The organism is Lysinibacter cavernae, assembly GCF_011758565.1.
In the GTDB taxonomy this organism is placed as follows: domain Bacteria; phylum Actinomycetota; class Actinomycetes; order Actinomycetales; family Microbacteriaceae; genus Lysinibacter; species Lysinibacter cavernae.
Window position 1 is genome coordinate 655,868 of the sequence record NZ_JAAMOX010000001.1, and the last position, 11,373, is coordinate 667,240.

Annotated in this window: 12 protein-coding genes; 9 read left to right on the top strand and 3 right to left on the bottom strand. The window is 57.8% G+C overall.

Annotation, left to right across the window (positions count from 1 at the left end; all coding sequences use genetic code 11):
* Window positions 1-74 precede the first annotated feature (74 nt).
* Window positions 75-1,073: a VOC family protein gene (locus FHX76_RS16640; RefSeq protein ID WP_167147754.1), complete on the bottom strand. Its 999-nt coding sequence runs from the start codon at window positions 1,071-1,073 to the stop codon at window positions 75-77.
* Window positions 1,074-1,184: 111 nt separating this feature from the next.
* On the opposite strand from FHX76_RS16640, the gene FHX76_RS03085 reads away from it, so the two are divergent.
* Window positions 1,185-2,837: a DUF7059 domain-containing protein gene (locus FHX76_RS03085; protein WP_167147758.1), complete on the top strand. Its 1,653-nt coding sequence runs from the start codon at window positions 1,185-1,187 to the stop codon at window positions 2,835-2,837.
* A gap of 14 nt (window positions 2,838-2,851) precedes the next feature.
* On the opposite strand, the gene FHX76_RS03090 is transcribed toward FHX76_RS03085, so the two are convergent.
* Window positions 2,852-3,376, bottom strand: coding sequence for a flavin reductase family protein (locus FHX76_RS03090; protein WP_167147761.1), 525 nt, complete (start codon window positions 3,374-3,376; stop codon window positions 2,852-2,854).
* 143 nt (window positions 3,377-3,519) lie between these two features.
* Between FHX76_RS03090 and hisD the strand changes: the two genes are divergently transcribed.
* The 3 genes from hisD to FHX76_RS03105 are packed head-to-tail and all read left to right on the top strand — an operon-like array spanning window position 3,520 to window position 6,413.
* A complete protein-coding gene (gene hisD / locus FHX76_RS03095; protein WP_167147763.1) occupies window positions 3,520-4,827 on the top strand; it encodes a histidinol dehydrogenase in 1,308 nt (435 codons plus the stop codon).
* 12 nt (window positions 4,828-4,839) lie between these two features.
* Window positions 4,840-5,346 (top strand): transcriptional regulator NrdR, encoded by a 507-nt coding sequence (gene nrdR / locus FHX76_RS03100; RefSeq protein WP_167147766.1) that lies wholly within the window; start codon window positions 4,840-4,842, stop codon window positions 5,344-5,346.
* A gap of 38 nt (window positions 5,347-5,384) precedes the next feature.
* Entirely contained in the window at window positions 5,385-6,413 is a 1,029-nt protein-coding gene (locus tag FHX76_RS03105; protein ID WP_167147769.1) for a quinone-dependent dihydroorotate dehydrogenase, read from the top strand.
* A gap of 78 nt (window positions 6,414-6,491) precedes the next feature.
* Here the strand turns inward: FHX76_RS03105 and FHX76_RS03110 are convergent, their stop codons facing one another.
* Window positions 6,492-7,076, bottom strand: a complete 585-nt coding sequence (locus FHX76_RS03110) for a DUF3043 domain-containing protein (protein ID WP_341777844.1) — start codon at window positions 7,074-7,076, stop codon at window positions 6,492-6,494.
* Between the two features lie 178 nt (window positions 7,077-7,254).
* On the opposite strand from FHX76_RS03110, the gene erpA reads away from it, so the two are divergent.
* From erpA to FHX76_RS03135, 5 genes are all read left to right on the top strand, one after another.
* Entirely contained in the window at window positions 7,255-7,611 is a 357-nt protein-coding gene (gene erpA, locus FHX76_RS03115; protein ID WP_167147773.1) for an iron-sulfur cluster insertion protein ErpA, read from the top strand.
* Between the two features lie 116 nt (window positions 7,612-7,727).
* Window positions 7,728-8,612 (top strand): aa3-type cytochrome oxidase subunit II, encoded by an 885-nt coding sequence (gene ctaC, locus FHX76_RS03120; protein ID WP_449284316.1) that lies wholly within the window; start codon window positions 7,728-7,730, stop codon window positions 8,610-8,612.
* A gap of 3 nt (window positions 8,613-8,615) precedes the next feature.
* On the top strand, window positions 8,616-10,271 hold the full coding sequence (gene ctaD / locus FHX76_RS03125; RefSeq protein WP_167147775.1) for an aa3-type cytochrome oxidase subunit I: 1,656 nt from the start codon (window positions 8,616-8,618) through the stop codon (window positions 10,269-10,271).
* Window positions 10,272-10,276: 5 nt separating this feature from the next.
* On the top strand, window positions 10,277-10,693 hold the full coding sequence (locus FHX76_RS03130) for a cytochrome c oxidase subunit 4 (RefSeq protein WP_167147778.1): 417 nt from the start codon (window positions 10,277-10,279) through the stop codon (window positions 10,691-10,693).
* An 81-nt stretch (window positions 10,694-10,774) separates the two neighbouring features.
* Complete coding sequence (locus FHX76_RS03135) at window positions 10,775-11,140, top strand: GNAT family N-acetyltransferase (RefSeq protein WP_341777845.1); 366 nt, start codon at window positions 10,775-10,777, stop codon at window positions 11,138-11,140.
* Window positions 11,141-11,373 lie beyond the last annotated feature (233 nt).

Here is an 11,373-nt window from a genome sequence, read left to right on the forward strand (position 1 = left end):
GGCAGCACGCCTCCAGTTGACGATGGCGCTCTCGCTCATGTGCGCCTCACCATTCGGCGGTAGCGAATAGCTCGCTAGCGCGCTGTCAACTCAATATTGGTGCCCCAGGGATCGGTTGTTGTGATGCCGTCTGTTGTTCTCGTTGACTGGATACCCGCTGCGTCTAGCCGATTCTCAACCGCATCCAGTTCGGCCGTGTCCTCAACAACGATTGAGAGCTTCTTGAGTCCTGCCGTGGCCGGACGTTCGCCCGCACCTTCGCTATTCCACGTGTTGGTGGCGAGGTGATGGTGGTATCCGCCGGCCGAGTAGAAGATTGCCCCGTCTACGCGGCTGGTCACGTCGAACCCAAGAATCCCCGAGTAGAAGGCCTCTGCCTCCGCCAGATTTCCCACCTTGAGATGTACATGCCCCATGGCGGCCTCCTTCGCTTCACGGACGCTTTCGCTCGAGGACGTTGCGTGCTGCGCGATGAACTCGTTGACATCCAAAGCGACCGTTGTCATGTCTACCTGATCACCGTTCCAGACCCACTCGTCGCGGGGGCGGTCAACATAGAGTTCTACGCCGTTCCCGTCAGGGTCGCCGAAGTAGAACGCTTGGCTGACGGCGTGATCCGCCGAACCTTGGAACGAGTCTGGTGCATGGTCGGAAACGCGGAGAAGCGCGTCCGCGAGTGCGGCTTCAGAGGGGAAGAGTATCGCCGAGTGATAGAGTCCTGCGTCAGTTGGATTGCTGAGCGAGGTTGCGTTGCTTGAAGACAGCCTGACCAGTGGCTCGCCACTGGACCCAAGGGTCACGGATTCTGCGTCTTCGTTGATGACGGTCAGGCCAACCGCGTCGGCATAGAACGATCGGAGTCGGTCCGGCTGTGCGGTTTCGATTTCAACAAGGCCCATGTGCGTACTGTCTGAAAAGGTCCCGGCGTTGTTGGGCGCTGCGTCTTGGTTACCAACGATGATGCCAACGGTTATGGCCGCAGCTGCGGCAATGGCGAGCGTCGGAATGCCGAAGAGCAGGATTCGCTTGCGGGTGGACGGGCGCTGGTTGGGGTGCTGGCTCGGTGACTTCACCCCTTGAGGATAACTTGACGCTTCAACTGAATCTGGGAAAACAGTGTTAGCGATCCACCGTGGCAATCGCTTTGTGCTCAGACGGACACCTAGGTACGGCAGAATAAACAGATGGCTCCGTTTCTTCCACTTGCCCAAGGCTCCGCAGAACGACTCCGCGATACAGGAAATTTGGGTGGGTGCTCAACCGCCGATCTCCTGAGCCCGGAAGTTCAGACGCTTCTGGTGCGTTTGCGTAAAGACCTTCGCGCGGCAGGGTACAACGCGGAAACGTTAGCAACCGTGCTCGGATCGGCGGCCTCCGCAGCGACGAGGGGGTTCCGCCTCCCGATCGAGCGGCGGCTTCGCGAACGCGCCGAGAGCAACGACGCGACCACAGCCGACACGGCGGTCGCTCTGTTCGTTGCTGGACTACCGCGTTGCCAAAACGAAGTCGACGCCGTGTTCACACGAACGACTACTTTCGGCCTCGCCACGCTTGGTTTTGTGAACGTCGTCGATGCGGGAGAGAGCGATCGTGTTGTCATGCCATCGGTTGATATTGTGCCTCACCAATTCATCGATGACCTTGGTGTTGCTGATTACTGGATTGTGTCTGATCAGGCGGAATTGAGCAGGGGCGAATCGCTTCCAGAGAACTTCGTGTTGGGCGTTGGCGGTGCCACGAAGTCGCTCGCTCAACTCGCAGTCCACGAGCCGGTTGATTCGCTGTTTGAGTTGGGTACCGGATCAGGAGTGCTGGCGTTGCTCGCAACACGCTATGCAAGAACCGTTGTTGCGAGCGATATCTCCGAGCGGGCTCTCTCCTTCACCGCAGCAAACGCGATCCTTAATGAGGTCCCCGACCTGAATCTTCGGCTTGGTAACCTCTTCGAGCCTGTCGTAGGGATGACGTTTGAGCGGATCCTGACGAACCCACCGTTTGTCATCACTCCGAGGGGTGAGGCTGTTCCTGCGTACGAGTACCGCGACGGCGGAATGGTTGGTGACGGGCTCATTCGTGCCGTGGTGCAGGGAATAGAGCCACACCTCGTGCCTGGGGGAGTCGCACAGCTATTAGGAAACTGGGAGTACACATCTGAGCGTGATGAGCACTCGCTCGGTCCGGTTCGGGAATGGCTGCAGGGCTCGACGCTTGGCGGTTGGTGCATTGAGCGCGAACGTCAGTCGGCAGCATCCTATGCTGAGACCTGGATTCGCGACGGTGGGACACTTCCTCGCACACCAGAGTTTGATGCTCTCTACACAACCTGGGTGAACGACTTTGCTGAGCGTGGCGTATCGGATGTTGGATTCGGATACCTCAATCTGCGGGCACCATCCCCGAGCAGCGCCCAAGTGCCACGCGAATTTGAGGTCCGTGGCGAAACCCTTGGTAATAATCCGTTCGGGCTTCGAACTGTTGTGGCAGCCAGGCTGCGGATGGCCACCCATATCCAATCGATGAACGAAACAGCTTTCCTTGCGCTGCGGCCGGTTGTGACAACGGATGTTACCGAGCACCGACACTACTTGCCTGGCGAAGAGAATCCGGCCGTCATCCAGCTGGTGCAGGGCGGGGGATTCGGCCGAACGGTGAACGCCGATACCGCACTTGCTGCCTGCGTGGGTGCGTGTGATGGCGAACTGTCGATCGGTGCGATTAGTGCCGCGCTGTCGTCGTTGCTTGACGCGAATGAGCGAGAACTGACAAGAGTGTTGGTTGAGCGCATGCGCGAGCTCTTGCTTGCCGGCTTTCTGCGGCTCCCTGAGATCGAGGAGTGAGGGAGGCTGGGGGCTTAGTCTTGTCCGTCGAGTGGGCGCGGCGCTAAGTAGCGACGTTCGCGGTACAGCAGGCCGTCGTCGTCGTTGCCCTGGAACCCATCGATAACTTCAGCCACGATTGACGCTGCCTGATTGATTTCATTGCGAGCTACGATCTTGGCGACCAACACCGCCGTGACGTCGTCGAGTACTGGGAGGTTGAATTCTCCACGGTGCCAGTGGTCCCCAACGAATCGCTGCGGCGCTGGCCCTGCCATAATGGTCGCAAGCTTATGGTTGCGCACGCCGAGCATATGAATGGCAACGTGATCGGTGTCGCGCAGGCCGGGCCAGGAGCTTGCCGTAGTTGCGGTGTTGAAGGTGAGCATCGGCGGTCGTGCGGAGAGCGAAGCGAGCGATGTTGCGGTGAACCCAACTGGGCTGCCATCAACGTTGTTGAGCGTGATGATCGCGACGCCGGCGGAGTGGCGTTGAAACGCATTTCGGAAGGCGTTGAGGGCCTGTTCGCTTGAAAGGTCGATCTCAGCGTGCGTCGTCATTGTTCTCCTACACTTCACGGCCTGATACCAAGCCAGCTCTGTGGGCGACGCAGACAAGAACGTCGTCCTTCAACGTGCAACGGCACCTGAGGGCTGGGTATTCCCGACAGACTCCGAGTCACTCCAAGTAGACTAGTCCTGTCATGATTCAGTCTGTAGATTTCCGCGGCGCTCTGCCCTCTCGTTCCCAGCTTCTCACCTCTGTACCCCGTGCGAGTATTGACATCGGCGAGGCCGTAACAATGGTTCATCCATTGATTGATGACGTTCGCACCCGCGGTGTTGAGGCGCTGCGTGAGCAGGCAGAGCGGTTTGACGGGGTTCGTCCCGCCCAGCTGAAGATGCCGGTGCAACGAATCCGTGAGGCAACCGAGGCGCTTGATCCCGCCGTTCGCGATGCCCTAATCGAAGCGATCCGTCGCGTTCGTCTCGCCACAGAGGCGCAGGTGCCACCAGAGCGCACCACGACGCTCGCTCCGGGGGCCACCATCGTTCAGCGCTGGGTTCCCGTGTCTCGTGTGGGGCTGTATGTTCCAGGCGGGAAGGCAGTCTACCCCTCAAGCGTCGTCATGAACGTGGTGACCGCACAGGTTGCCGGCGTTGAGAGCATTGCCCTTGTTTCTCCGGCGCAGACCGAATTCGGGGGAGAGGTTCACCCCTCGATCCTTGCCGCGGCCGGGCTGCTTGGCGTTGACGAGGTCTATGCCGTCGGAGGTGCAGGCGCAATCGCCGCCCTTGCCTACGGCGTCCCCGAGTTAGACCTCGAGCCCGTTGACGTTGTCACCGGTCCAGGAAACATTTTTGTCGCGGCGGCCAAACGCGTGGTCAACGGCGTTGTAGGAATTGATGCCGAGGCCGGCACTACTGAGATCCTGGTCATCGCAGATGATTCTGCCAACCCAGACTACGTGGCAGCTGATCTCATTAGCCAGGCTGAGCACGACGAGGCTGCCGCGGCTGTCCTCGTCACGTCCTCTGCACGGCTTGCGACAACGGTGGTTGACGCGCTTGAGCGCCTTGTCCCGCTAGCCGAGAATGAAGCTCGTGTTCGTGCCGCACTCGGTGGACCGCAATCAGCAGTCATTCTTGTTGACGACCTTGATGCAGCGGTGCAGGTGAGTAACGCCTACGGGCCTGAGCACCTCGAAATTCACACGTCAGAGAATGAGCGGCTCGTTGGGGAGATCCGCAACGCGGGCGCTATCTTTGTGGGTGATTTCTCCCCGGTAAGCCTTGGCGACTATATCGCTGGCTCGAACCACGTCTTGCCGACCGGCGGCAGTGCACGGTACAGCTCTGGCCTTGGCGCGTATGCGTTCCTTCGAGCGCAGCAGGTTGTGACGTACAGTCACGCGGCGCTCACCGAGGTCCACGAGCCACTGGTTGCGCTTGCGCAAGCAGAACACCTGCCAGCCCACGGCGCGGCAGCGACCATCCGTATGAATAACTAGCGAAGGACCCCCATGCACTGTCCCTTCTGCCGATACCCGGATTCCAGGGTCATTGATTCACGTACGAGCGATGACGGCACCGCGATCCGCAGGCGCCGTCAATGCCCGGAATGCACACGCCGATTCAGCACAACAGAGACCGCAAGTTTGACGGTCATTAAGCGCAGCGGAGTTGTTGAGCCGTTTAGCCGTGAAAAAGTGGTCTCCGGTGTGCGGAAAGCCTGCCAGGGGCGCCCGGTCACCGACCCCGATCTTGCGCTGCTTGCTCAAAAGGTCGAAGAGAATATCCGGTCAACGGGTGCCTCGCAGATCGAAGCCAATGACATTGGGCTTTCGATCCTGCAACCACTGCGTGACCTTGACGAGGTCGCGTACCTCCGATTTGCTAGCGTCTATCAGGCGTTTGAATCGCTCAGCGACTTCGAGGATGCCATCGATTCCCTTCGTGCGGCCCGCGCCGAACGTGTACGGGCCGATGAAGCAAACGATGTCGCCCTGAGTGCACCTGCAGCCGAATAATCTCATCTCCAGACCCAACAGACGAGGAATCTCCAAACGTGTATGGTTTTATCTTTCGCACCGTGCTGTCCAAAATGGACCCAGAAAAGGCGCATCATCTTGCCCACGTAGTCATTAAGGGCCTTCCGACGCTAGGTATCGGATCGATTGTGCACCGGTTTACCCGGCCTCGCACCGACCTGTCGGTACAGACCCTTGGGCTCCGCTTTGAGACGCCCTTTGGTGTCGCCGCTGGGTTTGATAAGGAGGGCACTGCTATTCGAGGACTTGGACAGCTTGGCTTTGGTCATATCGAGGTAGGTACCCTAACCGCACATGCGCAGCCTGGCAACGAGAAGCCACGCCTCTTTCGTCTTATTCCAGATGAGGCTGTTATCAACCGGATGGGCTTTAACAACGGTGGAGCTGCAGCGGCTCGGCCGCGTTTTGTGAAAGCTCGTGAATACGCGAGCCGCCCAATCGTTGGGGCAAACATCGGTAAGAGCCGAGTCGTTGATGTGGATGCTGCCACGGCCGACTACGTCACGAGCGCGGGTCTGCTTGCCCCAGTATCCGACTATCTTGTTGTCAACGTGAGCTCGCCAAATACGCCAGGTCTCCGCGGCCTTCAGGAGCTTGCTCAATTAAAACCGCTGCTTGAGGCGGTCAAGGCAACATCGGGTTCCACCCCACTACTCGTGAAGATTGCCCCCGATCTGGTTGACGCCGAGATTGAGGAGATCGCCAAGCTTGTGAGCGAGGTTGGTCTCGACGGCATTATTGCGACGAACACAACCATTTCTCGCGAGGGGCTTCGCACTGCCGCGTCAGTGGTCGAGGCGGCTGGCGCCGGCGGCCTCTCTGGCGCCCCGCTGAAGCAGCGTTCGCTTGACGTACTCAAGCTGATTCGCTCTATCGTTCCCGCTGAGCTCTGCGTCATTTCTGTTGGTGGTGTCAGCACCGCTGATGATGTTGCCGAGCGGCTTGCCGCTGGCGCGACCCTCGTTCAGGGCTACACAGCTTTTCTGTATCGGGGGCCGTTCTGGGCGCGGAGCATCAACCGCGGCCTTGACCGTTTGCTGAATTAGCCGCTGACACAACAAAGGCCCCGCAACGGATGTTTGAATTCAAGATGTTGCGGGGCCTTCGTTGTGTGTCGTGATTGCCTAGCTTGGGCGCTGTCCGCGCTTGACCTGAGGCTTGGGCAGTCGAAGTACGCGAAGCTGCAGGATGCGCATGGCAGCGTACCAGCGGTATCCGGGCTGTACTTTGTCAGCACCAAATTTGTCTTCGAGCTTCTTTTTCAGGCGGAATCCAACGATGATGACGTCAAGCACCGCAAGGAGCAGGAATCCCCAAATTACCAGCACGCTATACAGCTGCACCTGCGGGATCGGCACGAAGGTCATGAGGAGTACAACACCCATCATCGGGATCATGAACTCACCAAGGCTCGTACGTGCATCAACGAAGTCGCGTACCCAGCGGCGCTGAGGCCCCTTATCGCGAGGCGGCAGGTACCGCTCGTCGCCAGATGCCATTCCGATACGTGCGCGTTCGCGCTGTTCAGCCATTTTGGTTTTGTTGACGCGGGTCGCTTCTTTGCGGTCGCTCACAACGAGCGGACGGGCGCGGGCAGCCTGTTGCTCCAAACGGCTCGGAGTGGCATGCCCCTTTTTAGCTGGCTGGCCGGACTCCGTCTCTTCTGGTTCGGTCGCCGCAGCGTCGGGAGTCGTTTTGTTTCGTGCCACTGTTTTAATCCTCAAGTCTTGAACATTGTTCCTGTGTCCTTCAAGAGTACCCGCTCTTGTCCGGGAACATTCTCACGATTTCTTGTGTTGAAGCAGTTACAATCTCTATACGCGCACTACCGCGACCACCACGCGTGGTTTCGAGCGCGAATTTCACGCAACAGCCTAAGGAGTCGCCATGACTGAAACCAACACAATCGACACAGCAGAACACGGTGTTGGACTCAGCGATGCCGCGGCTGCAAAAGTACGCAGCCTGCTTGAGCAGGAAGGCCGCGACGATCTCCGTCTCCGCGTAGCAGTGCAGCCTGGTGGATGCTCTGGCCTGATTTATCAGCTCTACTTTGATGAGCGCTACCTTGACAACGATGCCGTTGTCGACTTCGGGGGAGTCGAAGTCATCGTCGACAAGATGAGTGTTCCCTACCTTGCGGGCGCAACGATCGATTTTGAAGACACGATCGAAAAGCAAGGATTTACGATTGATAACCCGAATGCCGCAGGAAGCTGCGCTTGTGGAGACTCATTTAGCTAAGAATTCGGCGTTTCGCACCGCACGTGTCAACACTCAGCCGTGTCACAGGGTAGGCTAGTAGGCGGTTAGTCATAGACTGACCAAACTTAGTTTGTCTCACGTCTGAAAGGCCTGCGGTGCGATCCAATCGTCGTCTGAAATGGGTGGCAGCCCCCTTAGCAGTGATGCTAACGGTGGTGCTTGCCGGTTGTACCCAACAACAACTTCAGGGCTGGATGCCCGGTGATGGTCCTGATACTACGAACCACACCAGCGGCATCATGGGCCTGTGGGTAACCTCCTGGATTGTGCTGCTTGGTGTTGGCGCAATCACCTGGGGCCTCATTATCTGGGCAGTTATCGTGTATCGCCGTCGCAAGGGCCAGACTGGCCTTCCTGCGCAGCTGCGTTACAACATGCCTATTGAGACCTTCTTCACGGCGGTTCCCCTGATCCTGGTGCTTGGCTTCTTCGCCTTCACCGCTCAGGAGCAGCAGAAGATCGAGGCTCGCGCCGATAACCCCGATGTTAAGGTCGAGGTTTTCGGAAAGCGTTGGGCCTGGGACTTCAACTACCTCGACGAAGACGTGTACTACCAGGGCATTCAGATTCAGCCCGACGAAAACTCAGACGTTCGCGGCGCTGTCGATCAGTCGACCTTCCCCGTTCTCCACTTGCCCGTTGGCAAAGAGGTAGAAATTGCGTTGGAATCCCGCGACGTCATCCACTCGTTCTGGGTTATCGAGTTCCTCTACAAGAAGGACATGATCCCGGGTAAGACCAACTACATGACGTTTGTTCCTGAGCGCATTGGTGAGTTTGAAGGCAAGTGTGCCGAGCTCTGTGGTGAGTACCACTCCATGATGCTCTTCAAGGTGAAGGTTGAGTCTCAGGAAGACTACGACGCCTACATCGAAAGCCTTCGCGAAGAGGGTAAGACCGGACGCGTTGGCGGCGAATACGACGCCAACTCCAACCAGCCTGGCGTTGGAGTTCCCACGAATGAAAGCCACGAGGACTAAGCAATGAAAAAAGGTAACATCCTCGTATCGTGGATAACCTCGACTGACCACAAGGTCATCGGGTACATGTACCTCATCACGTCGTTCATCTACTTCCTTATTGGTGGTCTGATGGCGCTTGTGATCCGTGCACAGCTGTTTGCCCCAGGACTTGAGATCGTCGCAACAAAAGAGCAGTACAACCAGCTCTTTACGATGCACGGCACCATCATGCTCCTCATGTTTGCGACCCCGCTCTTTGCTGGTTTCGCAAACGTCATCATGCCCTTGCAGATCGGTGCTCCCGACGTTGCGTTCCCTCGTCTGAATGCGTTTGCATTCTGGCTGTTCAACTTCGGTTCGCTCATCGCTGTAGCCGGATTCTTCACTCCTCAGGGTGCAGCATCCTTCGGTTGGTTTGCGTACGCGCCGCTGTCAAACACGACGTTCTCGCCTGGCGTCGGCGGAAACCTTTGGGTACTTGGCCTCGGACTTTCCGGATTCGGAACCATCCTCGGTGGTGTGAACTTCATCACGACCATCATCACGATGCGTGCCCCAGGTATGACCATGTGGCGTATGTCCATCTTCACCTGGAACGTGCTTGTCACGTCGCTCCTCGTGCTCATGGCCTTCCCCGTGCTCGCTGCGGCAATGTTCGGCCTCGCAGCCGACCGTATCTTCGATGCGCAAATCTATAACCCCGAAGCGGGCGGTGCCATACTTTGGCAACACCTGTTCTGGTTCTTCGGTCACCCAGAGGTCTACATCATTGCGCTGCCGTTCTTCGGTATCGTCTCTGAGATTTTCCCCGTGTTCAGCCGCAAGCCAATCTTCGGTTACAAGACGCTCATCTACGCAACGATTGCCATTGCGGCGCTGTCGATTACCGTTTGGGCTCACCACATGTACGTGACCGGCTCGGTTCTGCTGCCGTTCTTCTCGCTCATGACGATGCTTATCGCGGTGCCAACAGGTGTGAAGATCTTCAACTGGATTGGAACGATGTGGCGAGGTTCGATCACGTTCCAGACGCCAATGCTGTGGTCGCTCGGCTTCCTCATCTCGTTTGTGTTCGGTGGCCTCACCGGAGTCATCCTGGCTTCGCCGCCGCTTGACTTCCACATCTCCGACACGTACTTCGTGGTTGCCCACTTCCACTACGTCATCTTCGGAACCGTTGTGTTCGCCATGTTTGCCGGATTCTTCTTCTGGTGGCCAAAGTGGACCGGAAAGATGCTCAACGAGCGTCTCGGAAAGATCCAGTTCTGGATCCTCTTTGTTGGCTTCCACATGACCTTCCTCATCCAGCACTGGCTTGGTGTTATGGGTATGCCACGTCGTTACGCGACGTACCTCCCAGAAGACGGCTTCGACTGGATGAACCAGCTCTCAACCGTTGGTTCGGTGCTGCTCGGCATCTCGATCATCCCCTTCCTGCTCAACGTGTACATCACGCACCGTCGTGCACCGAAGGTCACGGTCAACGACCCGTGGGGCTACTCGCGTTCGCTCGAGTGGGCAACCTCTTGCCCGCCTCCTCGTCACAACTTCACCTCCATCCCACGTATTCGCAGCGAATCGCCTGCGTTTGATCTCAACCACCCAGAGATCAGTGGAGTGCGTCAGGTTGAGCCAGCCGTTTCGCCGAATGCCGAGCTGGTAGGAAAAGGAAACTAAGTCAGATGAAATCTAACGTTGTTATTCTCTACTTGCTCACGGTCTTCTTCCTGATCGTTGGTGGCGTGTATGCGTTCTGGACGATCCAGGCATACGGCCACCCAGAGTGGGCTGGCTCGACGGCCATCATCCTCTCGGCTGCGCTGACCGCTTTTGTAGGCTTCTACATCAGCCGCGTTGAGAAGTCAGCAGGTGGCGTACTTCCCGAAGACCGCCTCGACGCCGACATCGATGATGGAGATCCCGAGATTGGCGAGTTCAGCCCGTGGAGCTGGTGGCCGATGGTCCTCGCGGGTGCAGCTGGTCTTCTTCTGGTTGGCCTTTCGGTTGGCTTCTGGATCTCGTTCTTCGCGTTCCCGCTGTTGCTGGTGGCGCTCGTAGGCTGGGTCTACGAGTACTACCGCGGACACTTCGCCCGCTAGATCATGGCAGTCATTCGTCGTGGTGTAGCCGAGGACTCCTCTGCAGTATTTGCACTCGCTCGACAGTTCCAAACTGGCCGAGTGGCAATCAACGTAGATGAGTTTCAGATCGCGTTTGAAAATGTGTTGCGTCACCGTGACCAAGAGACCAACGTGCTCTATGTGGTTGAGAATGACGAGAAGAAGGTTGTGGGCTACTCGCTCATGTCAGTTTCTCGTTTGCTCCACGCATCCGGCCTCACGGCGTTCCTGCAAGAGATCGTAGTGGACGAGCACGCACGTGGCGAAGGCCTCGGGTCTGCTTTGGTCGACGCGAATGAGCAGTACTGCGCAACCCGCGGTGTGCGCCAGCTCAGCATGGCTACGGCTCGATCGGGTGAGTTCTACCATCGCCTTGGCTATGAGGTTGTGGGAGAGTACTTCCGTAAAGTTCTTGACATGGGATAACACCTGAGTCCACAAATGCCGGCTAGATCTTCGGATCTAGCCGGCATTTGTTGTTAAAACGATTCTCTGAGCGGCGCTCGTTGTCCCGTGCGGCCTGGCGCAGCTCGTCGTACAATCTTGTCGTTGGCTTGTTGGCTTGTTGGCTTGTTGGCTTGTTGGCTTGTTGGCTTGTTGGCTTGTTGGCTTGTTGGCTTGTTGGCTTGTTGGCTTGTTGGCTCGTTGGCTCGTTGGCT

Bases quoted from the DNA above. Each gene is read 5' to 3' on its own strand.
- ctaD (WP_167147775.1), top strand. From the start codon at position 8,616: ATGAAAAAAGGTAACATCCTCGTATCGTGGATAACCTCGACTGACCAC.
- nrdR (WP_167147766.1), top strand. From the start codon at position 4,840: ATGCACTGTCCCTTCTGCCGATACCCGGATTCCAGGGTCATTGATTCA.
- erpA (WP_167147773.1), top strand. From the start codon at position 7,255: ATGACTGAAACCAACACAATCGACACAGCAGAACACGGTGTTGGACTC.
- hisD (WP_167147763.1), top strand. From the start codon at position 3,520: ATGATTCAGTCTGTAGATTTCCGCGGCGCTCTGCCCTCTCGTTCCCAG.
- FHX76_RS03085 (WP_167147758.1), top strand. From the start codon at position 1,185: ATGGCTCCGTTTCTTCCACTTGCCCAAGGCTCCGCAGAACGACTCCGC.
- FHX76_RS03090 (WP_167147761.1), bottom strand. From the start codon at position 3,376: ATGACGACGCACGCTGAGATCGACCTTTCAAGCGAACAGGCCCTCAAC.
- FHX76_RS03130 (WP_167147778.1), top strand. From the start codon at position 10,277: ATGAAATCTAACGTTGTTATTCTCTACTTGCTCACGGTCTTCTTCCTG.